At 35.4% G+C, this 24,965-nt stretch carries 27 protein-coding genes, 1 other RNA gene and 1 other annotated feature; of the genes, 25 read left to right on the forward strand and 3 right to left on the reverse strand.

Translation table 11 applies throughout. The annotated features are described in order from the left end of the window. Window positions 1–36: 36 nt before the first annotated feature. Window positions 37–252, forward strand: a binding site (T-box leader). Window positions 253–286: 34 nt separating this feature from the next. The 7 genes from serS (at window position 287) to EUBDOL_RS04075 (ending at window position 6,194) form a co-directional block, all read left to right on the forward strand. Continuing rightward, complete coding sequence (gene serS / locus EUBDOL_RS04050) at window positions 287–1,573, forward strand: serine--tRNA ligase (protein ID WP_004798782.1); 1,287 nt, start codon at window positions 287–289, stop codon at window positions 1,571–1,573. A 296-nt stretch (window positions 1,574–1,869) separates the two neighbouring features. Further along, an RNA gene (gene ffs / locus EUBDOL_RS11190) (signal recognition particle sRNA small type) lies at window positions 1,870–1,967 on the forward strand. Window positions 1,968–1,985: 18 nt separating this feature from the next. Continuing rightward, the gene (gene tadA / locus EUBDOL_RS04055; RefSeq protein WP_004798784.1) at window positions 1,986–2,444 is read left to right on the forward strand and encodes a tRNA adenosine(34) deaminase TadA; all 459 of its coding nucleotides are present in this window, start codon (window positions 1,986–1,988) and stop codon (window positions 2,442–2,444) included. Window positions 2,445–2,523: 79 nt separating this feature from the next. Next, the gene (dnaX, locus tag EUBDOL_RS04060; protein WP_040463053.1) at window positions 2,524–4,287 is read left to right on the forward strand and encodes a DNA polymerase III subunit gamma/tau; all 1,764 of its coding nucleotides are present in this window, start codon (window positions 2,524–2,526) and stop codon (window positions 4,285–4,287) included. Window positions 4,288–4,290: 3 nt separating this feature from the next. Further along, window positions 4,291–4,599 carry a YbaB/EbfC family nucleoid-associated protein gene (locus EUBDOL_RS04065; protein ID WP_004798787.1) on the forward strand — a complete coding sequence of 103 codons (309 nt, stop codon included), beginning with the start codon at window positions 4,291–4,293 and terminating at the stop codon, window positions 4,597–4,599. Then, window positions 4,599–5,189, forward strand: a complete 591-nt coding sequence (gene recR, locus EUBDOL_RS04070) for a recombination mediator RecR (protein WP_004798789.1) — start codon at window positions 4,599–4,601, stop codon at window positions 5,187–5,189. The genes EUBDOL_RS04065 and recR overlap by 1 nt, the downstream gene beginning before the upstream one ends. 60 nt (window positions 5,190–5,249) lie before the next feature. Continuing rightward, window positions 5,250–6,194, forward strand: a complete 945-nt coding sequence (locus EUBDOL_RS04075; protein ID WP_004798791.1) for a hypothetical protein — start codon at window positions 5,250–5,252, stop codon at window positions 6,192–6,194. A 63-nt stretch (window positions 6,195–6,257) separates the two neighbouring features. Here the strand turns inward: EUBDOL_RS04075 and EUBDOL_RS04080 are convergent, their stop codons facing one another. Beyond that, window positions 6,258–6,809, reverse strand: coding sequence for a CYTH domain-containing protein (locus tag EUBDOL_RS04080; protein ID WP_004798793.1), 552 nt, complete (start codon window positions 6,807–6,809; stop codon window positions 6,258–6,260). 126 nt (window positions 6,810–6,935) lie between these two features. Between EUBDOL_RS04080 and EUBDOL_RS04085 the strand changes: the two genes are divergently transcribed. Together EUBDOL_RS04085 and EUBDOL_RS04090 are read left to right on the forward strand one after the other, a co-directional pair. Further along, entirely contained in the window at window positions 6,936–7,706 is a 771-nt protein-coding gene (locus tag EUBDOL_RS04085; RefSeq protein WP_004798794.1) for an NAD(+)/NADH kinase, read from the forward strand. Between the two features lie 12 nt (window positions 7,707–7,718). Continuing rightward, a complete protein-coding gene (locus EUBDOL_RS04090) occupies window positions 7,719–8,213 on the forward strand; it encodes a GNAT family N-acetyltransferase (protein ID WP_004798797.1) in 495 nt (164 codons plus the stop codon). Between the two features lie 91 nt (window positions 8,214–8,304). On the opposite strand, the gene EUBDOL_RS04095 is transcribed toward EUBDOL_RS04090, so the two are convergent. Further along, on the reverse strand, window positions 8,305–8,856 hold the full coding sequence (locus tag EUBDOL_RS04095; RefSeq protein ID WP_004798798.1) for a DUF1836 domain-containing protein: 552 nt from the start codon (window positions 8,854–8,856) through the stop codon (window positions 8,305–8,307). Between the two features lie 160 nt (window positions 8,857–9,016). On the opposite strand from EUBDOL_RS04095, the gene EUBDOL_RS04100 reads away from it, so the two are divergent. From EUBDOL_RS04100 to EUBDOL_RS04130, 7 genes are all read left to right on the forward strand, one after another. Next, window positions 9,017–9,850 carry a DegV family protein gene (locus EUBDOL_RS04100; protein ID WP_004798799.1) on the forward strand — a complete coding sequence of 278 codons (834 nt, stop codon included), beginning with the start codon at window positions 9,017–9,019 and terminating at the stop codon, window positions 9,848–9,850. Window positions 9,851–9,961: 111 nt separating this feature from the next. Beyond that, window positions 9,962–10,267, forward strand: coding sequence for an ArsR/SmtB family transcription factor (locus EUBDOL_RS04105; RefSeq protein WP_004798801.1), 306 nt, complete (start codon window positions 9,962–9,964; stop codon window positions 10,265–10,267). Between the two features lie 69 nt (window positions 10,268–10,336). Beyond that, window positions 10,337–11,350 carry a permease gene (locus tag EUBDOL_RS04110; RefSeq protein WP_040463054.1) on the forward strand — a complete coding sequence of 338 codons (1,014 nt, stop codon included), beginning with the start codon at window positions 10,337–10,339 and terminating at the stop codon, window positions 11,348–11,350. A gap of 16 nt (window positions 11,351–11,366) precedes the next feature. Continuing rightward, window positions 11,367–11,699: a thioredoxin family protein gene (locus tag EUBDOL_RS04115; RefSeq protein WP_004798806.1), complete on the forward strand. Its 333-nt coding sequence runs from the start codon at window positions 11,367–11,369 to the stop codon at window positions 11,697–11,699. Window positions 11,700–11,728: 29 nt separating this feature from the next. Beyond that, a complete protein-coding gene (locus EUBDOL_RS04120; protein WP_004798808.1) occupies window positions 11,729–12,136 on the forward strand; it encodes an arsenate reductase ArsC in 408 nt (135 codons plus the stop codon). 119 nt (window positions 12,137–12,255) lie between these two features. Continuing rightward, window positions 12,256–13,497, forward strand: a complete 1,242-nt coding sequence (locus EUBDOL_RS04125; RefSeq protein WP_040463055.1) for a HipA domain-containing protein — start codon at window positions 12,256–12,258, stop codon at window positions 13,495–13,497. 112 nt (window positions 13,498–13,609) lie between these two features. After that, window positions 13,610–13,822, forward strand: a complete 213-nt coding sequence (locus EUBDOL_RS04130) for a hypothetical protein (RefSeq protein WP_004798811.1) — start codon at window positions 13,610–13,612, stop codon at window positions 13,820–13,822. Between the two features lie 89 nt (window positions 13,823–13,911). Here the strand turns inward: EUBDOL_RS04130 and EUBDOL_RS04135 are convergent, their stop codons facing one another. Beyond that, window positions 13,912–15,801: a DUF4118 domain-containing protein gene (locus EUBDOL_RS04135; protein ID WP_004798813.1), complete on the reverse strand. Its 1,890-nt coding sequence runs from the start codon at window positions 15,799–15,801 to the stop codon at window positions 13,912–13,914. A gap of 291 nt (window positions 15,802–16,092) precedes the next feature. Between EUBDOL_RS04135 and kdpF the strand changes: the two genes are divergently transcribed. The 9 genes from kdpF (at window position 16,093) to EUBDOL_RS11940 (ending at window position 24,959) form a co-directional block, all read left to right on the forward strand. Continuing rightward, window positions 16,093–16,170, forward strand: coding sequence for a K(+)-transporting ATPase subunit F (gene kdpF / locus EUBDOL_RS11935; RefSeq protein ID WP_083781334.1), 78 nt, complete (start codon window positions 16,093–16,095; stop codon window positions 16,168–16,170). 16 nt (window positions 16,171–16,186) lie between these two features. Continuing rightward, window positions 16,187–17,923 (forward strand): potassium-transporting ATPase subunit KdpA, encoded by a 1,737-nt coding sequence (locus EUBDOL_RS04140; RefSeq protein WP_004798814.1) that lies wholly within the window; start codon window positions 16,187–16,189, stop codon window positions 17,921–17,923. Window positions 17,924–17,943: 20 nt separating this feature from the next. Further along, the gene (gene kdpB, locus EUBDOL_RS04145) at window positions 17,944–20,001 is read left to right on the forward strand and encodes a potassium-transporting ATPase subunit KdpB (protein ID WP_004798816.1); all 2,058 of its coding nucleotides are present in this window, start codon (window positions 17,944–17,946) and stop codon (window positions 19,999–20,001) included. An 11-nt stretch (window positions 20,002–20,012) separates the two neighbouring features. Next, entirely contained in the window at window positions 20,013–20,639 is a 627-nt protein-coding gene (gene kdpC / locus EUBDOL_RS04150; RefSeq protein WP_004798817.1) for a potassium-transporting ATPase subunit KdpC, read from the forward strand. 110 nt (window positions 20,640–20,749) lie between these two features. Then, on the forward strand, window positions 20,750–21,490 hold the full coding sequence (locus EUBDOL_RS04155; RefSeq protein ID WP_004798819.1) for a response regulator transcription factor: 741 nt from the start codon (window positions 20,750–20,752) through the stop codon (window positions 21,488–21,490). Continuing rightward, on the forward strand, window positions 21,471–23,048 hold the full coding sequence (locus EUBDOL_RS04160) for an ATP-binding protein (RefSeq protein ID WP_004798820.1): 1,578 nt from the start codon (window positions 21,471–21,473) through the stop codon (window positions 23,046–23,048). Before EUBDOL_RS04155 ends, EUBDOL_RS04160 begins: the two co-directional genes overlap by 20 nt. A 402-nt stretch (window positions 23,049–23,450) precedes the next feature. After that, the gene (locus tag EUBDOL_RS04165; RefSeq protein ID WP_004798824.1) at window positions 23,451–23,705 is read left to right on the forward strand and encodes a hypothetical protein; all 255 of its coding nucleotides are present in this window, start codon (window positions 23,451–23,453) and stop codon (window positions 23,703–23,705) included. A 45-nt stretch (window positions 23,706–23,750) separates the two neighbouring features. Then, window positions 23,751–24,404 carry a S41 family peptidase gene (locus EUBDOL_RS04170; RefSeq protein WP_004798825.1) on the forward strand — a complete coding sequence of 218 codons (654 nt, stop codon included), beginning with the start codon at window positions 23,751–23,753 and terminating at the stop codon, window positions 24,402–24,404. A gap of 162 nt (window positions 24,405–24,566) precedes the next feature. Continuing rightward, window positions 24,567–24,959, forward strand: coding sequence for an ATP-binding cassette domain-containing protein (locus EUBDOL_RS11940; protein ID WP_083781335.1), 393 nt, complete (start codon window positions 24,567–24,569; stop codon window positions 24,957–24,959). Window positions 24,960–24,965: the final 6 nt, after the last annotated feature.

Raw genomic sequence — 24,965 nt, forward strand, 5'->3', positions numbered from 1 at the left:
GTAATTGACAAGTCAAATTAAGAATGATATAAAATAAACAAAACGTTGATAAGGATAAGTAATATAGTATTTCTTTATAGAGAGGCAGTGGTTGGTGGAAACTGTCAAGAAAGCTATATGAAATCAACCTTGGAGTGAACGGGTGAAATTAGTAGTCTGTTTCGTTGGTTACGTTATAACCTAGAGATTATTTTCAGCAGGAAGCTTTGCTGTTAATAAAAAAGGGTGGCAACGCGAGGTATCGTCCCTTTACGATACCTCTTTTTTATTGTTAGGAGGAAGCTATATGTTAGATATGAAGTTTTTGAGAGAAAATCCGGAGATTGTAAAAGAAAATATCAAAAAGAAATTTCAGGATCATAAATTACTGATGGTAGATGAGGTTATTGAATTGGATAAGCAAAACCGCGCCTTAAAACAAAAGGGTGATGATTTACGTGCACAGCGAAATAGCTTAAGCAAGCAGATTGGCGGATTGATGGCAAAGGGTGAAAAGGAAGAAGCAAATGCTATCAAGGCACAGGTTCAGGCAATGGCTGATGAAATGAAGGAAACTGAAAAACAGGAGGAAGAGCTGAGTGCAAAAATAAAGAATATCATGATGCAGATTCCAAATATTATTGATCCTTCTGTACCATTAGGAAAAGATGATAGTGAAAATGTAGAATTGAAAAAGTATGGAGAGCCGGTTGTTCCTGCTTTTGAAGTTCCATATCATACGGATATAATGGAACGATTTGATGGTATTGATTTAGATAGTGCAAGAAAAGTTGCAGGAAATGGATTTTATTATTTAATGGGTGATATTGCTCGTTTACATTCTGCGGTTATTTCTTATGCTCGTGATTTCATGATTGATAAAGGATTTACCTATGTTGTACCGCCGTTTATGATTCGCAGCGATGTTGTAACGGGGGTTATGAGCTTTGCGGAAATGGAAGGTATGATGTATAAAATCGAAGGTGAGGACTTGTATTTGATTGGTACAAGTGAACACTCTATGATTGGTAAATTCATTGATACGATCCTAGATGAGAAAAAGCTTCCATATACATATACAAGTTATTCACCATGCTTCCGTAAGGAAAAGGGCGCTCATGGTATTGAGGAACGTGGTGTATATCGTATTCACCAATTTGAAAAGCAGGAAATGATCGTTGTTTGTAAACCGGAGGAAAGCATGGAATGGTTTACAAAACTATATATGAATACTGTGGAGTTGTTTAGAAGCTTAGATATTCCGGTTCGTGCTTTAGAATGCTGTTCCGGAGATTTGGCGGATTTGAAATGTAAATCTGTTGATGTAGAGGCTTGGAGTCCAAGACAAAAGAAATATTTTGAAGTAGGTAGTTGTTCTAACTTGACCGATGCACAGGCTCGTCGTTTAGGCATTCGTGTTAAAGGGGAAAACGGTAAGTATTTTGCTCATACTTTAAACAATACCGTAGTAGCACCTCCAAGAATGTTGATTGCATTTTTAGAAAATAATCTGAACGAGGACGGCAGTGTAAATATTCCAAAGGCATTGCAGCCATATATGGGAGGAAAGACAGTTTTAGTTCCTAAAAACTAAAAATACAGCTCATTTTTGTGAAATACGTTATCTTAAACCAATATTTTCGATTGCCTATGAAGTGTTAAAAAGCCTTTATTTAAAGGCTTTTCTTTTATAAATATCGGTAAAATTGCTTCTGTCATTTGCGATGAAAACTATTGTTGTTGGTATTTATGCTTGTTGATGTATTTCACAGCACGATTTTTGAGTGCTATGTTTCACGTGAAACATAAGAAAATACTGATTTTATTTGAAATCATCAAAAACTTGAAAAATATAAAATCTAGTTGTAATCAGTGAAATCTGTGGTATAATATAAAAGCTACCACAATGGTATCTTCTGAATTAGGTCAGGTCGGGAACGAAGCAGCCTTAAGGGGGCGCTATCATGTGTGGTAGTTTTTATTTTATGATAAAGGCGGTGTGCTGCATGAATGAAAAATTTATGGTGGAAGCTATCAAGGAAGCAAAAAAAGCAGAGTTGATAGATGAAGTACCGATTGGCTGTGTTATTGTAAAAGATGATAAAATCATTGCAAGAGGACATAATCTGCGTGAAAGTAAACAGCGTTCAACAGCACATGCGGAGATCATAGCAATCGAGAAAGCGTGCAGGAAGTTAAAATCATGGCGTTTGGAAGGGTGCAGTTTGTATGTTACCTTAGAGCCTTGTCCTATGTGCAGTGGTGCTATTTTACAAAGTCGGATTGAACATGTAGTTTATGGAGCGAAAGATCCAAAGGGAGGCTGCATGGAAAGCTGTATGAATATGTATGAGGTTAAAGGTTTTAACCATTATCCCGATGTTATCGGTGGTGTTTTAGAGGACGAATGTGGTTCTTTACTAAAAACCTTTTTTAAACGAAAAAGAGAAGAAAAAAGTAAATGACAAATACTTTTAAGATTGAAAGTATTTGTCATTTTTATAAGCAAACATGGTATAATTATGAATGGAAAGAGGGTGTAATATGGGATATAAAGCTCTTTATCGTACCTATCGTCCAAACAGCTTTGATGAGGTTGCGGGACAAAAGCATATTGTGAAAACCTTGCAAAATGCAGTCGAACAAAACAAAATAGCACATGCGTATTTGTTTTGCGGTCCAAGAGGAACGGGAAAAACTTCGATTGCTAAGATATTTGCTAAGGTGATTAACTGTGAAAGCAAGGAGCATAAGCCATGTTTGCAATGTGATAATTGTTTGGCTGTGCAAAACGGTTCACACCCAGATATTATTGAGATTGATGCTGCCAGCAACAATGGTGTTGAGGAAGTCAGAAATCTAATTGAAAAGGTAAAGTATGCACCCTTAAAGGGAAAATATAAGGTTTATATCATTGATGAGGTTCACATGATGTCTGCCGGTGCATTTAATGCTTTATTGAAAACGATAGAAGAACCACCGGAACACGTTATTTTTATTCTTGCGACAACAGAACCACATAAAGTGCTTCCGACCATTATTTCAAGATGTCAGCGTTTTGATTTTACAAAAGTACCAAAGAATGAAATCGTTTCACGCATACATACTATTTTAGAAAAGGAACATATCGAATGTGATGATGACGTAATAGAATTGATTGCACAATTAGCTGATGGTGGTTTGCGTGATGCCTTATCTATTTTGGATCAATGTATTGCCTATGCCACAAATCATATTGAATTGCAGCATATCAATGAGATTTATGGTATTACGACTGTGCAAGAGAAGATGAAGCTATTTCATCATATATTCAACAATGAACCGGTCGATTTGATGGATATGCTTGATGGAATGCTTGAAAAGGGACTTGATATTCCAAGGCTTACGGTTGATTTGATTGAGCTTTTAAAGGAATCTATTATATTTGAATATACTAAGGATAGTTCGTTACTTCATAGCTTGTCGAATGAGCAAGCAGTCGAATTTATCACTAGCAAATCTTTAAAGGCTAGGTTTGAAATGATACATTTGTTAATGGATACCTATGAGAAATATCGTTTTGCTTCAAATGTTGGTTCTTATTTTGAGGTTTGTTTGTTAGAAATGATAAATTGTAATGGTATCAGTGAATTACAAATAGAAAAAACAGAACCAAAGGCGGTAGATGCTAAAAAGAATGTTTCACGTGAAACATTAAGTAATCAAAATGAAACAATAAATGATGAGAGAGATACTATCGAAACCGAATTTGAATGTGATACCGCAGAGGAAATCTTTGAACAAGCCAGTGAAGAAATAACAGTGAATGAAGATAAAAAAGGACAAGCACCGATTAAACCATTGGATAATGAATATGTATTAGGTTTACTAGCAGGAGCGAATAAACCGGAAAAAGCCGTTGATATAAAGCAATTTGAAAAACTTACGCTTTATTTAACAGATTTGAAATATGCTCGTTATGCCAGTACGCTTCGCTATGCTACTATCATTGCCAGTGGAAAAAACTATATTGTTGTGGCAGTAGAAAATGTTGCGGAAGCCAATGCTATCAATGAAGCCGATAGAGAAAATGAATATTATGATCTCATTGTAGAATTGCTTGGCAAAAATAAAAAGCTTTTTGCCGTTTCTAAGCAACAACAACAACAGGTTATTCAAGAATTTAAGGAACGTATGATTCAGGGGACATTACCTGATCCCATCATGGTAGAAGATGTTGTGATTGATACAACCAAGGATAAAGAACCTACTCAAGAAGAAATCATACTCAATTTATTTGGTGAAGAAAATATTGTAATGGAGGAATAAACTATGAATATGCAAGCATTATTAAAACAAGCACAAAAGATGCAAAAGGATTTAGCTGAAAAGGATAAGGAATTAAAATCCAAGCTATATGAAAAATCCATGGGTGGTGGAGTTATTAAGGTAGTTATGAAGGGAGATATGACAATCGAAAGTATTGAAATCGCCAAGGAACTGCTAGATAAAGAAAATAAAGAGGATTTGCAGGATATGCTAATTGCCGGCTTGAATGAAGTATTGAAAGAAGTAAATGCAGATAAAGAAAGTACAATGAATCAAATTACCGGCGGCATTAAGATGCCGGGAGGCTTTTAATGTATCCAAAACGGTTTGAACAGTTGGTAGAGGCTTATCGTCATCTTCCGGGTGTTGGACTGAAAACGGCGGAGCGCTATGCCTTTGAAACAATCGAATGGGATTTAGAAACGATTGATGAAATTATCACTGCCTTAGTAGAGGTACGCGATGGTATTAAAAAATGCAGTGTATGCGGAAATTTATCAGAAGATAATACATGCGACATTTGTAAGGACACTAGCCGTAATCATGAAATGATTTGTGTTGTGCAAAGTGCAAAGGACGTTATCGCAATGGAAAAGACAAAGGAATATCATGGTGTATATCATGTATTAAACGGTGTCATATCCACATCAAAGGGAATACTTCCCGAGGATATCAATATTGATAGCTTATTGGAACGTATTGACGATCATGTAAAAGAGATTATTTTAGCAACCAATCCTACCGTAGAAGGGGAAACTACTGCAATGTATCTATCAAAACTCTTAGAGCCTTATGATATCAAGGTAACAAGAATTGCACATGGACTTCCAATGGGGGGACATCTTGACTACGCTGATGAATTAACTTTGATAAAAGCTATTGAAAATCGAAAAAAGATGTAAATTTACATCTTTTTTTCTAACCTTACATGATACAATAATAGTAAGAAAGAAGGTGTGGCTATGGCAGCTATTGCATATATTACGGATAAAAATATGATTGATTTTCATCGTTTGAACGGAAATCATACCATTAACTTTTGGAAGCCAAGCACATCAAAAAAAATAAGCAATCTAAAACAAGGTGATTTACTGTTTTTTCTAGCAAAAGGAACAGAACGTGGTAAACAAAAAGAAAAAGGATTGATGGGGTATGGTAAATTTCAAAAAAGCTATACCATGAGCTTTCAAGCAATGTGGTCAAAATATGAAATTCAAAATGGATATGCCACACGTGATGGATTAGAGGAAGCTATTTGCAAGGTTACCAAAAATCATCGATTACCGAACATGTTGAATTGTTTACAGCTAGAAGAGGTCGTATTTTTCCAATATCCTATCTATTTAAGTGAAATCGGTATGCAGGTATCCAATAAACTGGAAAGTTATCTGTATATTGATAAGGAGGATTTATATAATACCGATAAGATCTTAAAAATTGCCAATCAATTCGGTGTCGATGTATGGTCAAAGGTTTTTGAACAAGAACATACGCATAATTTTAAAAAAGATGCGCAAATACAAATCATTCATAATATTTATGAAGTAATAAAATCCAATTATTACAGTACCTATGAAGAAGCAAGACTAGCTCACTTTATACAAGACTATCAAAAGCATCATACAAATACACAAGCAATTCGCAATTCGAAAACCGAATTTATAGAAATACGAGAGGATAGGCTATGGATATGCTTACCATGCTTAATAAATACATCGGAAATACAAAAAAAGCTGCAATATATCATTGGTCATTATATGTTATATAGCAGTTATATTAAAAATAGCGGATACGAAAAGGAAATTCAGCCATTTATCATATTTGATAAAGAGATCGATGAAGAATTAAAAAGGCATCTGCATAACTTACAAATAAACTATCAAGTCATTTCAACACCGCTTGAATAGCCAAATAAAATAGGAAGTACGATGATGACTTCCTATTTTATAAATATCCATATAAGTGGTAATTCATTGAGAAAGTGATTGTAAAGCTCTTTGTATTTTAGAAATACAGTTTTTTTCATATTGAATATGAAGTGGTGCTAAGATTGTTTGAAAAGCACGTCTGCCATCATGCTCACGTCGATATTCGTATTCGATTTCAAAATCCTCGATGCCATTGTATAGGCTGTGATCGAAGCAAAGGATTGCATCATTGCTTATGACCTCTCCACGATAGGTAGTTAAAGAGGTAAGTACAGTCATTTCACCATAAATACCATGCTCCTTTAATAGCATAACTATTTGTTCATTTTGTAAAGCTTCTATGGAATTATTTTTTACCTCACATTCATATTCATAAAGCTGCTGCTTTTTCCATAGCTTTAAGGTAAATATGAAATGTCCGTCAATTTCACGAATACGCATAGCTCCATGCAAATCCGCAATACGATGATCTGTCGTATCATAATACGTATTAACCTGCTTATGAAAGAAAATAGGTTCATATAAAGAAACAAGCTGTTCAAATTGTTCCTTTGTAACCAAAAGCTTATACTCTTTTTCAATATTTGTTTTCATATCATCATCTCTCTTTATTTAAGTCCTATCTAATTATAACGAAAATTACCATTATTTGTATAGGAATATCATAGTGTTCTATATATATTTATGATAAAATAATATTGATTTAAAGGAAGTGAAGCCATGAACTATGCCATTGTCGCAAAAAAGGATCCATATTCCTATCAGGTGGAAGCTGTCTTAAAAAAAACATTAGATGAAGCAGGGTGGAACTATGATAAGGAACACCCAAGCCTTGTTATTTGTGTCGGTGGAGATGGTACTTTATTATATGCGGTCCATCGTTATCTTAATAAGATCAATGAAATACGTTTCTTAGGTATTCATACCGGAACATTAGGCTTCTTCACAGATTATACGGCAGAGGAACTAGAGGAATGTATATATGATCTACTGCATAAAGAGCCTACGGTTTTTGCCTCAAAGCTATTAAAGGTACACTTAACAAAGGAAAACAAAAGTTTTTATGCACTAAATGAAATGCGTGTTGAAAATGTTATCAAATCACAGCGTGTTGATATTTATATTGATGATGAATTTTTTGAAACCTGCAATGGAACAGGCATTTGTCTATCGACACAGGCAGGCTCGACGGCTTATAACCGCAGTTTAAGAGGAGCTGTCATTGACAGTGGCTTATCGCTGTTGCAGCTGGCGGAAATAACACCCATTCAGCATTCAAAGCATCGCTCCTTAAACAATCCCTACGTGATGATGGATACTCGAAGTATCCGAATGGAAGGAGAATTTTCCGACGCTTTGTTATGCTATGACCATTTGCATTATCGTTTAGATGGTATGAACACGATTATTTGTGAAATGTCCGATTTGGAGGTACACTTTGCAAGATATCGTGAGTATAGTTATTTAAAAAGATTAAAAAATCTATATTAGGAGGAAAAACTTATGGAAATGAAAATCAGAAATGCAACATTAGAAGATGCAGTAGAATTAACAAGAGTAGAAAGCATTAACTTTCCGGCAATCGAAGCTGCTAAGCTAGATACTATGAAATGCCGTTTGAATTATTATCCAAATCACTTCTTTGTAATGGAAAACAGCCAAGGCGGAATTGTAGGCTTCATTAACGGTATGGTTACGAATATGAAGGATTTAATGGATGGTATGTATACCAATGCTGCCATGCACGATGAAAAAGGAGAGTGGCAGATGATTTTCGGATTAAGTATTTTACCGGGCTATCGTGGAAACGGATATTCTAAAAGATTATTCAACAGTATGATTGAAGCTGCTAAACAGGAACATCGCAAAGGTGTTGTATTGACTTGTAAGGAAGAATTAGTTGCATATTATGAAAAGCTTGGCTTTAAAGATGAAGGAAAATCAAACTCTAAGCATGGTGGTGTAGAACAATGGCACCAAATGCGTTTGACTTTCTAATTGATTGAAAAATAAAGTAAATAGGCAATCGCTTATGCATTTATAAAGAAAAGGACTGTAACGTATAGAAATAATCTATACATACGGTCCTTTATTCTAATTCCTTCTTTTTATACATCAATAAGATACGGGTGATAAAATTGGTGGCTAAAGATAAGGTGCTAAGCTTCATTGCCGCATTATTACTTTGAAAGTTTTGAATTTCAAGCACCGCATTGCTATCACCGATAAGAATTTGAGCTGTTTTATGAATAGCATTCTCCTGCTCCTCACAAAACATATTATATGCCTCTTTTAAACCGCAAATATTGGCTTGTAAATCAATTCCATCACGAATTTCGGAGATTGTTAAAACTTGCTTTAAAAGTGTAATTGCAATCAAATAAGCCAAATGAATGCGTTGATAGCGTTTTTTTGTCGGTTTCGGTATGATATTAAGCTTTACATAATTATTAACCATAGACGATGTAATTAGATTGCTTTCATCTAAGCAAAGTGGGTGTAAGTAATTTTTGATTAAGGTAATCAACTGATCCATATAAAGATCAAAGTCGGGCAGCTCCTCCCAACGTGGTAAATGAAAGCTTTGCAAAGCAGCAATCTGTTCAAGCTCTGGTTTTGTATTTTCTTCAGTATGGCACATATCCTCACCTCTGTACCATATTATACTTGTTTTTATCGAAATAGACAAGATATAAGGTAATGTAAATTATTTTATCTAGTTTTAATAACTATATTATTGACTTTTTAAAACTATAATGGTAATCTATGGACAGTTACATAAAGCCTAAAGGAGATTAACTATGATACGAATACTTGCAGATACTTCAACCTTATATTCAACCGCAGAGGGTAAAGAGAAAAATATTATCATTACCCCTTTAAGTGTAAGCTTAGATAATCAAACGTATCGTGAATTTGATGAAATCAGTAGCAAACAGTTTTTAGAAATGTTAAAAAACGGAAGTATGCCGGTTTCCTCTCAGCCATCAATCGGGGATAAAATGGATATTTATGCCAGCTATGAGAATGATGAAATCATTGATTTAACGATTGCTGATGGTTTATCCGGTACATATCAAAGTGCTTGTATGGCAAGAAGTGAACAGCCACATGCAAAGCATATCCATGTTGTGAACACTACTACACTTTGCGGACCACATCGCTATCTTGTGCAGAAAGCAATCAAATTGGTGGAGCAGGGTATAGGCTGTGAAGAAATATTAGCGGCTTTGCAGGAAAGCATCAATGACAATATCTCGTTTTTAATTCCACAGGATTATTCCTTTTTAAAGCGCGGTGGTCGATTGACTCCTGCAGCTGCGGCTTTAGGAGGCTTGTTAAAGCTAGTGGCAATTATGACACAAACAAGCGATGGCAGCCGACTTGAAAAATATGCAGTAAAACGCACATGGAAGGGCGCAATGGAAGAAATGTTAAAATGCTTTAAAGAGCGAGGTATTAACCAAGATTATTATATATCTGTTGCCCATGCTGATAATTTAGAGCGTGCTGAATATGTAAAAAGTATAGTCGAGAAAGAATTACAATGTGAGGTAGAAATACTAGAGTTAAGTCCGGTGTTTATTACACAGGGCGGACCAGGCTGTGTAGCCTTACAGGCAATCAAGCGATAATCTCTTTTCATTTTATAATATATCAAAATAATTCAATATGATGTATTGACAAAATTACGTATTCTCTCTATGATATACACATCAAAATAATTTGATGTGAGGAGTGGTGATATGAATGATTTTACAAAAGATACCAAAATCTTTAAGGCTCTTTGTGATACGAAACGACTTACTATTTTAGATTACTTAAAGAGTGGAGAAAAATGTGCGTGTGTTTTGATTGAAAACATGAAAATAGGTCAATCTGCTTTATCTTATCACATGAAAATACTTTGTGATTCAGGTATTGTTACCACAAGACAAGATGGTAAATGGATACATTATAGCCTAAGTAAAAGTGGAAGTGAGTATGCGTCAAAACGATTATTGGAATTAACAACACCAAGTGTTGAAAATCAATCCAATCGTTGCAGATAAAGGTCATCGAAAGATGGCTTTTATATAACAACATCACATCAAAAATATTTGATATAAAGAAGGTTTTTTTTGAAGCTATTAAATTCAGTATGGTTATTTTTCCAAGATCAGATATTAGGTATGAAATGGTTGAATAGATTAATTGGCAATGGACTATCATTGCTAGGATTAGATATAGACAATCGACTAGGTGGAAGTATTCAATTCTTCCTATATGATGTAATCAAAATCATAATCTTATTATGTTTACTGATTTTTACTATTTCATATATTCAAAGCTATTTTCCACCGGAGAGAAGTAAGAAAATTTTAGAGAAATTTCATGGTATAAAAGCCAATATAATATCTGCCTTATTAGGAACGGTTACACCCTTTTGTTCCTGTTCATCAATTCCGCTATTTATCGGATTTACAAGTGCAGGCTTACCATTAGGCGTAACTTTTTCCTTTTTGATTTCTTCTCCTATGGTTGATTTAGGAAGTCTTGTGTTGTTAATGAGCATTTTTGGAGTTAAAGTAGCTATTGCTTATGTAATTGTAGGTTTGCTAATTGCTGTAATTGGCGGTGATTTAATTGAAAAATTACATATGGAAAGCTATGTGGAGGACTTTGTTAAACACGCGAGCAGTGTAGATATTTATTATTCATCTTTAACTAAAAAGGAAAGAATACAATATGCAAAAGAACAAACTACAGGAACATTCAAAAAAGTATTTCCATATATTTTGCTTGGAGTAGGTATCGGGGCAATTATTCATAACTGGATACCTAAAACATGGATTGAAGGTATATTAGGAAGTAATAATCCATTTGGCGTTATCTTAGCTACTCTTGTCGGAGTTCCTATGTATGCTGATATTTTCGGAACCATTCCGGTTGCTGAAGCATTACTTGCAAAAGGTGCTTTGCTAGGAACAGTTCTTTCGTTCATGATAGCAGTAACAACACTTAGCTTACCATCGTTAATTATGCTTAAAAAGGCAGTAAAGCCTAAATTATTGATTTTATTTATTACAATTTGCACGTTTGGTATCATTATTGTAGGTTATCTCTTTAATATTTTTAGTACGATATTTATTTAAAAGGAGCGAATAAGAAATGAAATTATTTGGAAAGAAAAAAGAAACAACGTCATGCTGCTGTGGTGGAGATTGTACATCAGAAATAATGCAAAATGCAGAAAATAAGAAACAAGAAAAAGATATCAAAATACTAGGTTCTGGTTGTGCAAAATGCATGGAATTAGAAAAAGCAACAAGAACAGCAATATCTGAACTTCAATTAGACTATGAAATTGAGCATGTTACAAATTATGTAGAAATTGCCAGTTACGGTGTAATGTCTACACCTGCATTGGTATTTAATGGAGAAGTTTTATCCTATGGAAAAGTATTAAGTGTAGAAGAAGTTAAAGTACTATTGAGAAAATAATAAAATAAAGAAAGGAAGGTGATTCATTTATGAAAAAGCCTAAAGTAGCATTTATCTGTGTTCATAATTCTTGTCGTAGTCAAATTGCGGAAGCATTGGGCAAGCATCTTTCTTCAAATGTTTTTGAGAGTTATTCCGCAGGCACAGAAACAAAACCACAAATCAATCAAGATGCAGTTCGTTTAATGAAAAAAATGTATCAGATAGATATGGAACAAACACAGTATTCTAAGCTGTTATCAGAAATACCGCAAGTAGATATTGTGATAACAATGGGGTGCAATGTAAACTGTCCTAATATACCTTGTAGTTATCGAGAGGATTGGGGATTAGCAGATCCTAGTGGGAAAAATGATATTGTATTTGAAAAAACGATTCATGCGATTTATAAGAAAATAATGGCATTAACTGAAAGGATAACTAGTAATAAAATGTAGGAATAGTACTTTATTTTAAATTGATAAGATATGCGAGATGTTTCTATTATCCAAAGCTGAAAATCTATCGTTTATTATCAACCTGATATGATATACTAAAGAAAATAGGAGTTGGTAATGTGGCAAAATATGTTTTGATGAATAAAGATACGGAGGTCATGGTAGTAGAGCAAGATGATAAAACTTATAAATTCATAGCAATTTTAGAGTTGATAAATACCGCTTATGCTCCATTCGTGATAAAAAATGCTATCGCTTCTTTTCCGGAAAAAACATTAGATAAAATCAATCAATGGTTTCGATATAGAATCATACCCAATTCAAGAGAGAATAAGTATGAATTGTTAAAGAATATTGATGTAGAGAGTAGTGAAGAATTGGCAAATAAGCATTTTGCTTTATCCTTATCAGATCAATATTGGTTAAAGCCTATCCATAGCTCTATTACTTGGAAAAATATAAATTACTTTACAAATGATTATGACAGTCATGAATTTTTTGATGCAAATTATGGAAATAATGCATACATTACTTTAACTAAAAAAATTACCACTGCTCTAAGTAGTTTAGAAACTCCTAATAATACGACTGGAGGACAATTAAAAAAGGCATGGATTAAAATCAATGGAGAAAATTATTTATATAAAGCAAGTGCATCACTTTATAATTTTGATCCGATCAATGAAGTAATAGCATCTATGATCTGTGAGATATTAGAAGTACCTTACATACCTTATGAATTAAAAACAATCCAAAATAAAAGACAAAATACGTTGGTCAGTGTATGTAAATGTATTATCAATGAGAATCAAGAAATTATACCGGCGTATGAGTTGATTGAACATAATCAGAAGTTAAGCGGAACTTTTCAAGATTATTATATCTATTTAGATGAATTGGAAAAACATAATATCCCAAGAGCAGAGGAATATTTACAGAAGATGTTTATGCTGGATTATATCATGTTGAATGAAGACAGACATTTAACTAATTTTGGTATTATTCGCAATGTAGAAACCTTAGAATGGGAGAGTATTTGTCCTATATTTGATACCGGAAGAAGCAATAATACAAATATTTCCGAACCCTATTGGGATTGGAACGAAGGAGAAGTTAAATGCTTTACAGATCATTTTATAACAAGTGAGACTTTATTAGAATTATTCACAATACCACTTAGAACAGAACAGTTTGAAAAATTAAAAGCTGTAAGCCAAGAGTTTAAGCATTTATTATTCCAATATCAAACATATACCAAACTTTTTGATGAACAAATCGAAAAAATAGCAAAGGGCTTTGAAACAAGAATGGAATTGTTCTATAGGAAAATGAGAGAAAAGGGCTTGCTTATAGAAGAATAGCTATCTACTTTAACATACAGTCTTTTAATCTTATTTTAATAAGATCTATCTTACTTTAATCCTACTTTTATTTCTATTATTTTATAATAATAGTGTAAGGAGGAATTAGAGTATGAACCATTCTATATCATTACATAGCTTTCATTTAGCAATGAAGCACTTTCTAACCTCAAGATTGTTTTCTATGGAGCTTTATTTCAGAAAGCATGAAACACTGTTTATCTTATCTTCCTTTATAATTTTACCGATGATAAGCCTTTTCCTATTATTTATCATCGTTTCTGTTCTGATGCTTCCCATTGCCTGCATATTGGAACTGTTATAAGCGGAATATAAAAATAAGTAGCAATTAAATAGAAAATCAAAAATACATTAAAGACACCGCAAGGTGTCTTTTATTAAGGTATTAAGCTGTCATTGTTGTGCAATCGAACTCATCGCAAGTGCTGTTTCATTAAGTATTGCCTTTAATAAATTCTTCTCAAAAGGTAATAGATCATTGCTTGTATTGATCCTAATGCCGACAACTCCATAGACACAGCTGCCTTTACGAATGGCAAGATACAAAGCCTTAGAATGTGATAATGTGTTTGTGGTCGCACCGGCATTTTTATTATTTGTAAATACCCATTTAGCAACTGCTATTTCTTCAATACTGGTTAGCTGCTCTTTAATAGCGGGGAAATCACAAGCCTTATATAAAACACCATCTTGTAACTCCTGATGCTTGACAGGATAAAAGATAATCGGACGATGCAGCAGCTGAAAGAGCTGATAACAGGTTTCCTCCATAATTTCATGATAGGTATTTAATACCTGCAAGCGCTGACTTGTTTGTAAGATGACCTCCATACTATGCGCATGCAAGGAGGCAAGCATTTTTTCCTTCTTTAAGCGATGTCCCATCATACTAATGGAAAGCGAAACGATCATCATAACCAAAAACATAATCGGATACTCTTTGGAATCCATCAGCAAGGAAAAGCGTGGTTCAACAAAGAAAATATCAATCAATAACAAGGACAGGAATGTAGCGATAAGATTATACAACGGATAAAAGGTCATCATACCGATGAAACAGGAAGCAAGCACATATAGCAAAACGATACTTGTAATATGTACATGAAAGGAATCAAGAAATATGGCAAACAATGTCGTTACCAATAGAACGGTGATAGTAATAATCGCTTCCTGCATATTGAATTTGGATTTTAAGAGCGTACGGTACTTTTTTTTCATTGCGCCGGATTGCTGATCGGGAATAATATAAATCTCGATTTCCGGTGCCAGTTTGGATAGCTGATCGACAAGCGTTGTTTTACGAAAGATGGAGGGCTTTTGATAAGAGCGTCCTAAAACAAGCTTGGATACATGGGCATTTTTAGCATATTGACTGATTTGATAAGCAATATCATCACCATAGGTAGAAACGATATCTGCTTTGAGATGACGAGCAAGCTCTAGGTTTGCTTGCAGTTGATTTTTTGCCTTTTGTGTAATCCAATCCGCTTGGGAGGTTTCCACATACAAAGCTGTAAAATCCGCATGAAAGGCTTGTACCATACGAGCAGCTGTACGAATCACCTTTTGATTGGTAGGGGAAGCGCCTAAACATACCATGATATGCTCCTTACTAAATGCTTTGTTCGCAGTAGAAGTTATCAGATTGATTCGATCGGCACATCGTCGCATGGCGATTTCTCTTAACGCAATAAGATTATCTCTAACAAAGAAATTTTCCAAAGCCCGTTTGGTTTGATTCTTATGATAAATCTTTCCATCTTTTAAACGTTGGATTAAATCATCAACCTCAATATCCACAAGTTTTACATCATCGGCATCATCAAAGATATGATCCGGTATTCTTTCATTCACCTGAATGCGTGTAATCATCGCAACGGTATCATGCAAACTTTCCAAGTGCTGAACATTGATCGTAGTGTAAACATCAATTCCTGCCCGCAGCAGTTCTTCAATATCACTATATCGTTTTTTATGCCGCGATCCGATTGCATTGGTATGTGCCAGCTCATCAACAAGGATAAGCTTTGGGTGGCGTTGTAAAGCCAAATCCAGATCCAATTCATAAAAGCGATGTTTTTTATACAGTATTTCTTTTTTATCTAATTGTTCTAAGCCATCAATCAAGGAAATTGTTTCCTTACGATCATGAGGCTCGATATAACCAATGACGACATCGACACCTTCCTGCGCTTTTTCATGTGCTTCCTTTAACATACTATATGTTTTTCCCACACCTGCGCAATATCCGAAAAATATTTTTAATCTTCCTTTTCTTTGCATGCTCTCAACCTTCCTTATATACCTCTTATTTTACACGAAGGAAATAAAACCAAAAGCAAGAGGGTATCAATTTTAATGCGATTTTAATATTCCATGACTTTCTTTTAATCCTGTTTTTATATCCTCTGATTTAGAATTGATGCAACCTATGAAAGCAGTAGGTATAAGGGAGGAAAGCTTATGACATTGATGGATCTTTGCATGCTTGCCATGCTTGCGGTTTCGTTTCTCGCCATGCTTGGCTTTGTAAGCTATGTAGATAAAATTATTAAAAAGTAGGAGGTCATAGCTATGTGGATATTAGGTGTCGTTATTGTATTGTTAGCTGCTTACTTAGTATATGCGCTAATCAATCCTGAGAAATTTTAACTGAGGGAGGAATATTATGTTACAAATCATAGGCACATTGCTTATCTTTCTTATTTTGATCTTTCCGATAGGAAATTATGTTTATCATATTGCTACCGGTAAGAAGAGCTTTGTCGATCCGCTCTTTGATCGCATAGATAATACGCTTTATAAGGTATTAAGAATACATACAGCGAGTATGGGGTGGAAAAAATATGCTTTATCGTTATTGCTTGTGAATGCCTGCTTGATTTTTGTTGGCTATTTGATTTTAAGACTACAAGCTACAAGTCTTTTAAACCCAAATGGTGTCGGTGGCATGGAGGAAGCCTTATCCTTTAATACGATAATTTCCTTTATGACCAATACCAATCTTCAGCATTATGCAGGAGAATCCGGCTTATCTTATTTATCACAGATGTTAGTGATTATTATGATGATGTTTACTTCGGCAGCAAGTGGCTATGCTGCATGTATGGCTATGATACGTGGCTTATTAGGAAAACCAATGGGGAATTTCTATGTTGACTTCATACGTATCATTACTCGCTTTTTATTGCCGATGTCCTTTTTTGTCGGTTTATTCCTTGTATGGCAAGGTGTACCACAAAATCTAGCTTCCAATATGACACTTACAACGCTGGAAGGAAAGCTACAGGATATTGCCAGCGGACCGATTGCAGCGCTAGAATCTATTAAACATTTAGGAACAAACGGTGGTGGCTTTTTAGGAGCCAATTCCGCAACACCACTTGAAAATCCAACCATTCTTACCAATCTTGCCGAACTCTATTCCATGATGCTTTTACCGGCATCTTGTGTGTTTGTCTTTGGTCGTATGGCATACGATAAACATCAAGAAAAGAAAGTAAAGGAAGGGGTTCTTTCCATCAGTGAAGCTCCTGCACAAAAGCGTGTGTGGCTTGGTAAAGAGGGCAGAACAATCTTTGTTGCAATGTCTGTCTTATTTGTTATCGGATTGGGTCTTTGTTTTTATAGCGAAAGTCAAGGAAATTCAGCTGTGGAGGCTGTGGGTATTTCTCAAACAGCAGGGAATATGGAAGGTAAAGAGGTACGCTTCGGAGTAGCGCAATCTTCCTTATTTACAACGGTAACAACATCTTTTACGACCGGAACCGTAAACAATATGCACGATACCTTGACACCGCTTGGTGGTTTTGTGCCAATGTTGCACATGATGTTGAATGTGGTGTTCGGCGGTGCGGGAGTCGGCTTAATGAATATGCTAATCTATGCGATTTTGGCAGTCTTTATCTGTGGCTTGATGATTGGCAGAACACCGGAATATCTAGGTAAGAAAATCGAAGGAAAGGAAATGAAGCTGGCAGCTTTAAGCATCATTATTCACCCACTGCTTATTTTAGCTTTTAGTGCACTTGCCGTATCTACACAAGCAGGCTTAGAGGGCATAAGCAATCCGGGTTATCATGGACTTTCACAAATATTGTATGAATTTGCATCATCGGCAGCCAATAACGGCTCCGGCTTTGAAGGGTTAGCCGATAATACATTGTTTTGGAATTTAGCATGTGGTGTGGTTATGTTTTTAGGACGTTATATGTCAATTATCATTCAGCTGGGTATTGCCGGTAGCTTGATGCAAAAAACAGAAGTAAATGAAACAATCGGAACACTAAAAACCAATACTGCTTCCTTTGCGATCATTCTTGTTGTCGTTGTTTATATATTTGCCGCATTGACCTTCTTGCCGTCTTTGGCATTAGGTCCGATTGCCGAATTTTTAACCATCTAGGAAAAAGGAGTTGAGATAGCATGAGCAAAGCAAACAAATCAAAGCTGATAACCAAGGATATTTTAACTGCTTCGATCAAAGGAGCCTTTCGTAAGCTGAATCCACGCTATATGATGAAAAATCCGGTTATGTTCGTGGTAGAAGTCGGATTCATCATTTGTGTAATACTGATCTTTTTCCCGCATCTCTTTCATGATCAAGGAAGCTCCTTACGTATTTATAACAGCATTGTTGCTATCATTTTGTTTTTTACCTTATTATTTGCCAATTTTGCCGAGGCAGTCGCAGAAGGACGTGGCAAAGCACAGGCGGAAACCTTGAAGAAAACCAAAAAGGATACGCAAGCAAGAGTTGTTTTGGAAAACGGTGAAGAAAAAACGATTTCCTCCAATGATTTAAAAAAAGGAGATATCGTGCTTGTAAAGGCAGGTGAAATCATACCGGGTGATGGTGAAATTATCGAGGGAATTGCTAGTATTGATGAATCCGCAATCACCGGAGAATCCGCTCCGGTTACCAAGGAAAGCGGTGGTGATTTTGCCAGTGTAACAGGGGGAACACTTGTTGTATCGGATTGGATCAAAATCGAAATTACATCAGATCCGGGACAGTCCTTCCTTGATAAAATGATTGCCTTGGTAGAGGGGGCTTCCAGACAGAAAACACCGAATGAAATAGCATTAAATACGTTGTTGGTTTCCTTAACGATTATTTTCCTGATTGTGATCGTTACCTTATATCCGATGGCAGCCTACTTAAATATTCATATCTCGATATCTACACTGATCGCTTTAACGGTTTGCTTGATACCGACTACGATCGGTGGCTTGTTAAGTGCAATCGGCATTGCCGGTATGGATCGGGTTACACGCTTTAATGTAATTGCGATGTCCGGAAAAGCAGTGGAGGCTTGCGGTGATGTCGATACCATGATTTTGGATAAAACCGGAACGATTACCTTTGGTAACCGATTAGCAAGTGAATTTCTTCCCGTAGATGGCGTAGAAGAAAAGGAATTGATTGATGTTGCCTGCATGGCTTCGCTTTACGATGATACACCGGAAGGAAAATCAACCGTAGAGCTTGCTATGAAGCTTGGAAGTACGATTTGTAAAAGCGATTATGAGCATGTTGAAATAATGGAATTTAGTGCCGCTACGAAAATGAGCGGAATTGATACAAAAGACGGACATAGGATTCGTAAAGGGGCACAGGACGCTATAAGTGCTTATATTTCACAAAAGCATGGAACCATTCCTAAGGATCTTACACAAAAGGTCAATCAAATTTCTAAGCTAGGTGGAACACCGCTTGTTGTATGTGTAGATGAGCGTGTCTTAGGTGTTATTTATTTAAAGGATACTGTTAAACCGGGTTTGGCACAGCGTTTTGAGCGTTTACGTAAAATCGGTATTAAAACGATTATGTGTACCGGTGATAATCCATTGACTGCTGCCACGATAGCAGCAGAGGCAGGGGTTGATGGTTATATTGCCGAGTGTAAGCCGGAGGATAAAATTGATGCTATTAAGAAAGAGCAGGCAGAGGGAAAAATCGTTGCGATGAGTGGTGATGGTACCAACGATGCTCCGGCACTTGCCCAAGCTAATGTCGGTATTGCGATGAATAGCGGTACAACGGCTGCTAAGGAAGCTGCCAATATGGTCGATCTTGATTCCAATCCAACCAAGCTATTGGAAATCGTAGAAATCGGAAAGCAGCTGTTAATTACACGTGGATCTTTAACTACTTTCTCTATTGCCAATGATGTCGCAAAATATTTTGCTATCATTCCGGCTATGTTTACCGCAGCGATTCCGCAAATGGAAGTCTTGAATATCATGCAGCTGACTTCCTCCTCCAGTGCTATATTATCTGCCCTGATTTTCAATGCCATCATTATTCCATGCTTGATTCCATTAGCAATGAAGGGAGTTGCATACAAACCGATGAGTGCTTCTCGAATGCTGGGAAGAAATATGCTGATCTATGGATTAGGTGGTGTGATTTGTCCTTTTATCGGTATTAAGCTGATTGATCTTATGATTTCACCGCTATTGTTATTACTTGGCTTATAAAGGAGATTGTTATGAAAAAGATATGGAAAAATATACGAACTGCACTTGTTGTATCCTGTGCGATGTTCTTACTTTGTGGATTTGCTTATCCGATGGCGCTTACCGCAGTATCTCAACTTGTATTTCCTAAGCAGGCAAATGGAAGTGTTGTAGAATATGATGGAAAAGCGGTTGGATCTGCACTGGTTGGTCAAGATTTCAGTGATGAGCGCTTATTTCATTGTCGTCCTTCTGCTTATAAGTATAATACCTATACGCAAGAGGATTTAGAAAAGCAGACATACAGTGGACCTGCTTCCGGAAGCAACAACTACGCACCAAGCAATCCACAGCTTCAAAAGCGCATTGAAAAAGATGTAAAACAGCTTTTAAAGGACAATCCGACAATGAAAAAAGAGGATATACCCGATGATATGATTACAGCCTCCGGTTCCGGTTTAGATCCGCACATTTCCGTAGAAGCAGCTAAATTTCAAATTGATCGCATTGCCAAACATACCGGACTTTCCAAACAGGAGTTGGAAAAGTTAATTGATAAACATACCGAACAGCCATTGTTGTCTGTCTTTGGGGAGCAATATGTAAATGTATTGGAGCTAAATGTATCGTTGATTGAACAGCTGCCTAGCTTTTCCTAAGTATCAAAATAAAGCGCAGGCATGTATAGGAATGCTTACATCGTTAATGACATAGGTGTTAAGAGGGTGCTATAATAAAAACAATAAAAAACAAAAGTCAGGTGAGGAAGATGAGTCAAAATATAAAAATCTTGATTGTAGAGGACGATGGTCCGATTCGTAATTTAATAGCTACGGCTTTGCAAACCAATGCGTATAAATATGATTTGGCCGCAAATGGAAAAACCGCTTTGTTAGCATTATCAACCCATCATTATGATATTGTCTTATTGGATTTGGGGCTACCGGATAAAGACGGTATTGAAATCATCGATCAGCTGCGAACGTTTTCTACAACCCCGATCATCGTCATAAGTGCACGTACCAATGATGAGGATAAAATTGCAGCCCTTGATGCCGGAGCCGATGATTATTTAACCAAGCCCTTTAGTGTAGAGGAACTTCTTGCCAGAGTACGCTCTACCTTGCGCAGAGCACAATTTTTGGAAAATCAAAAAAGTCAGCGAGAAGAAATTGCCTTTGAAAACGGTGATTTAAAGATTGATTATCCTTCAAGGACAGTATATTTCCAGGGAAAAGAACTGCACTTAATGCCCATCGAATACAATTTATTATGTCTTTTGGCACACAATGTCGGTAGAGTATTGACCCATCAATATATCTTAGATAAGGTTTGGACCAATGCCATGGAATCGGATTTATCCTCTCTGCGTGTATATATGACGACTTTGCGTAAGAAAATCGAAAAGAACAGCATGCAGAAATATATTCAAACGCATATCGGAGTCGGATATAAAATGATAAGAGTAACGGATACCAAAGAGGATTCAAATGATGAAGCAGGAGCATAAAAGAACGATGGGAAGGTTTGTGAATATGCACGTTGAGCGTAAAAAGCTATATCTTAGTTTATTGATCTTAACGCTTTCGACATTTATCGGCTTTCTTTTCTTTCAGCTTGGCTTTAATGATTCCAACATTATTATGCTGTATTTATTAGCAGTATTTTTGATTGCCATTATTACAGCTAATCGTATTTACAGCATTATTTTTTCTTTTATCAGCGTATTGATTTTTAATTACTTTTTTACCTTTCCGCTCTTAAGCTTATCGGCATACGATTCCGGATATCCGATGACCTTTGTGATCATGTTTACCGTTGCTTTTGTAACGAGTACGCTTGCGGCAAAGATTCAACAAAATTCGCACTTTTCTGCCCTTATTGCGCAAAGAACCCGTATTTTATTGGAAACCAATCAAATGCTGCAAAAGGAAATAACCAAAGAGGGGATTATTCAAAAGGGGTGCGAACAGCTTTATAAGCTTTTGAAGCGTGATATTGTTTTTTATCCATATAGTGAGCATGAGCTACAAGAGGTGTATGTTTATCCACCACAAACAAGTGAGCATTTCAAAGATGTATTATCCGATGAAATTCATGTCGCAAGATGGGTTGCAAAACATAATCGTCATGGCGGTGCTTCTACCGATTATCTTCCAAATTCGAAGTATTTGTATTTGGCAGTTCGTGCCGATCATAATGTATATGGGGTATTGGGAATTTATTTGGATAAGGAACAGTTGGATTCCTATGAAAATGATATTTTATTGGCTATTTTAGGTGAAATTGCGTTTGCCTTGGAAATCGAACATATCAACGATGAGAAAAAGCAGAGTGAGCTAAGGGCGAAAAACGAACAGCTGCGTGCTGATTTGTTGCGTTCTATTTCACATGATTTAAGAACACCGCTGACTTCGATTTCCGGCAATGCCGATATGCTTGTCAGTAAGGAGCAGGAATTAGCTCAAAAGGATCGCTTACAGCTTTATGAAGATATTTACGATGATTCCTTATGGTTGATCAATCTAGTTGAAAATCTATTATCCATTACACGTATGGAGGAGGGAGCTATTCGATTAAAGCTGGAACCGCAGATGATTGAAGATATTTTATACGAAGCTTTGAAGCATGTCAGTCGTAAGAAAAAGGAACATCATCTTCATGTACAGATTGATGATGATTTGTTAATGGCAGATATGGAAGCTCATTTGATTATTCAGGTCATCATCAATTTGGTTGATAATGCAATCAAATATACACCGCAAGGTTCTAATATCACACTTCATGCTTATCAAAAGGAAGATATGGTTACGATTGAGGTTTACGATGATGGGGCAGGTATTCCCGATGATAAAAAAGAGCATATTTTTGATAAGTTTTATCGTGGTAATACGAAGATTGTCGATAGCAAGCGAAGTCTTGGTTTAGGCTTGGCATTGTGTAAGTCCATTGTTCACTCTCATGGCGGTGAGATTCATGTAATGGATCGTATTCCACATGGCGCAATGTTTTATTTCACATTGCCGGCAACAAAGCTGAAATTAGAGGAGCATGGGGAAGTTTCATAAATTGTATATAACATAGCTTACTATCGTATAAGAGGTAGTAAGCTTTTTTATGAGCAAAAAAATGGAGTCAGTTTTGTTAATGTTTATAAGGTTTTTCCGCAGCTGATAAATTTATTGTATCTTTAAATATGACATGGTATATTAACATCATGAGAGGAAAGCTAATAGCTTGGTAGGTAATGATATAATATTTTAAAACTAGATTCAGTTGTGAATCGGTAGAATATGAGGGAGAAAACTATGAAAATATATAAAAAGAAATCTGTTTTGGCTATATTAACAATTCTCATTATACTATGCTTTTTGTTGTATTTAAGGATACATGAAGAAAACAATAAGTATTTAAAGGATATGAAATATTTTATAAATACTGTTGAAGAAAATTATCCATATTAAGAATATTTGAATTTTGATGAAAAGAAAGATTTTTATTTAGAAGCCGCACAAAGTTGCGAAAGCTTAGAAGAATTTTATAAGCTTCTAAAATCAATAGTGAAACCATACAACGGCTTGGGACATTTATTTATTTTAAATGCAGAGGAATATTACTTGCATCAAGTTACGTATGATATGGCGTTAGAGGATCGTTTAATATCACTTGAAAATGACAATTATAAAATTTTGAATGATAATGAAGTCAAAGCTACGTATGATTAACTGTCAAGCCTAACAGGTACTACCCTTGATAAGGTAAAGCAATCCATGTATGAAAATCAAAACGGAGAGAATAAAGAAAACGTTCATTTTCAAAAATATGACGATGTGTTGGTTATTAAAATAGATTCTTTTGATTATTCCTTAATAGAAAATGATCTGAAAATCATAAAAGAATATTTAGCTACCTATGATGGAGATTGTATAGCTTTTGATATTAGAGAAAATAGCGGAGGAGCAGATTCCTATTGGATAAATCTTGTTGCAATGACATCAGATCAAGATTATGAATATAATAAAAAAGTTACAGGTAGAGGTGAAATTTCTTTATCTTATGTTAAAGAGGAAATTGAGGACGCAATTTTGCATCAATCAAAAGATGATTTTGAAATTCAAGTTGAGAAAAAGATAGAATCTCAGAATATTTATAATTTCCCCAAAAGGTATATATTAACAAGCAGTAAAAACTTTTCGTCAGCTGACACATTTGTAAAGTTTGCTAAGGAAAGCAACTATGCAGTTAGTGTAGGAGAACATACAAAAGGAAGCGGAGGGGATTTTTTGAACCCTATGTTGATTGAATTGCCGAATACACATATCGTATTTAGAATGGACGCTTGTAAAAGTGATGAAATAGGAAGTAAACCGGATATTGCCGTAACCGGTGATGCGTTGCAATTTTTCTTGAGTATGGAAAAATAAAATCTTATGAATTAAATTATTTCGAGATTAAAACTATTGATGATAAAAAAGAATAGAGTTCAATTAAATAAAATTCAATAACCTAGATTCCCTATTCTATGTTTCCCAATTTCTAATTGTAAAAGGATATTTCACAAAAATTGAAATCTCCTTTAATCGTTTATATACAACCTATTACCTAATAAATTAAAAAACAAAGTTCATAAAGACTTTGATTTACAGGGATTTGAACCATCGGGTGGAGTAGGGCAAAAGCTGGCGATTGCCAGAGCCTTATATAAAAATACACCGTTAATTATTTTAGACGAACCGACTGCTGCTTTAGATCCACGGGCAGAATATGAGATTTATCAATCATTTGAAGCATTAACTGAGAATCGATTGGCTTTTTATATTTCTCATAGATTATCATCATCAAGATTTTGTGATCAAATATTGGTATTTAAAGATGGAAAAATAGTAGAGCAGGGAAATCACAATGAACTAATGGAATTGAAGAATTATTATTTTGAATTATATGAAATGCAATCAAAGTATTATGTAGAGAAGCAGTAATTTGCT

Origin of the sequence: Amedibacillus dolichus DSM 3991, from assembly GCF_000154285.1 — a bacterium.
Taxonomy (GTDB): Bacteria; Bacillota_I; Bacilli_A; order Erysipelotrichales; family Erysipelotrichaceae; genus Amedibacillus; species Amedibacillus dolichus.

Coding starts and splice junctions, on each gene's coding strand:
- EUBDOL_RS04075 (WP_004798791.1), top strand. CDS start 5,250: ATGGCAGCTATTGCATATATTACGGATAAAAATATGATTGATTTTCAT.
- EUBDOL_RS04105 (WP_004798801.1), top strand. CDS start 9,962: ATGAATGATTTTACAAAAGATACCAAAATCTTTAAGGCTCTTTGTGAT.
- recR (WP_004798789.1), top strand. CDS start 4,599: ATGTATCCAAAACGGTTTGAACAGTTGGTAGAGGCTTATCGTCATCTT.
- EUBDOL_RS04130 (WP_004798811.1), top strand. CDS start 13,610: ATGAACCATTCTATATCATTACATAGCTTTCATTTAGCAATGAAGCAC.
- EUBDOL_RS04155 (WP_004798819.1), top strand. CDS start 20,750: ATGAGTCAAAATATAAAAATCTTGATTGTAGAGGACGATGGTCCGATT.
- EUBDOL_RS04095 (WP_004798798.1), bottom strand. CDS start 8,856: ATGTGCCATACTGAAGAAAATACAAAACCAGAGCTTGAACAGATTGCT.
- EUBDOL_RS04135 (WP_004798813.1), bottom strand. CDS start 15,801: ATGCAAAGAAAAGGAAGATTAAAAATATTTTTCGGATATTGCGCAGGT.
- serS (WP_004798782.1), top strand. CDS start 287: ATGTTAGATATGAAGTTTTTGAGAGAAAATCCGGAGATTGTAAAAGAA.
- dnaX (WP_040463053.1), top strand. CDS start 2,524: ATGGGATATAAAGCTCTTTATCGTACCTATCGTCCAAACAGCTTTGAT.
- EUBDOL_RS04080 (WP_004798793.1), bottom strand. CDS start 6,809: ATGAAAACAAATATTGAAAAAGAGTATAAGCTTTTGGTTACAAAGGAA.
- EUBDOL_RS04085 (WP_004798794.1), top strand. CDS start 6,936: ATGAACTATGCCATTGTCGCAAAAAAGGATCCATATTCCTATCAGGTG.
- EUBDOL_RS04115 (WP_004798806.1), top strand. CDS start 11,367: ATGAAATTATTTGGAAAGAAAAAAGAAACAACGTCATGCTGCTGTGGT.
- EUBDOL_RS04160 (WP_004798820.1), top strand. CDS start 21,471: ATGATGAAGCAGGAGCATAAAAGAACGATGGGAAGGTTTGTGAATATG.
- EUBDOL_RS04065 (WP_004798787.1), top strand. CDS start 4,291: ATGAATATGCAAGCATTATTAAAACAAGCACAAAAGATGCAAAAGGAT.
- tadA (WP_004798784.1), top strand. CDS start 1,986: ATGAATGAAAAATTTATGGTGGAAGCTATCAAGGAAGCAAAAAAAGCA.
- EUBDOL_RS04140 (WP_004798814.1), top strand. CDS start 16,187: ATGTTACAAATCATAGGCACATTGCTTATCTTTCTTATTTTGATCTTT.
- kdpB (WP_004798816.1), top strand. CDS start 17,944: ATGAGCAAAGCAAACAAATCAAAGCTGATAACCAAGGATATTTTAACT.
- EUBDOL_RS04100 (WP_004798799.1), top strand. CDS start 9,017: ATGATACGAATACTTGCAGATACTTCAACCTTATATTCAACCGCAGAG.
- kdpC (WP_004798817.1), top strand. CDS start 20,013: ATGAAAAAGATATGGAAAAATATACGAACTGCACTTGTTGTATCCTGT.
- EUBDOL_RS04170 (WP_004798825.1), top strand. CDS start 23,751: ATGTATGAAAATCAAAACGGAGAGAATAAAGAAAACGTTCATTTTCAA.
- kdpF (WP_083781334.1), top strand. CDS start 16,093: ATGTGGATATTAGGTGTCGTTATTGTATTGTTAGCTGCTTACTTAGTA.
- EUBDOL_RS04090 (WP_004798797.1), top strand. CDS start 7,719: ATGGAAATGAAAATCAGAAATGCAACATTAGAAGATGCAGTAGAATTA.
- EUBDOL_RS04120 (WP_004798808.1), top strand. CDS start 11,729: ATGAAAAAGCCTAAAGTAGCATTTATCTGTGTTCATAATTCTTGTCGT.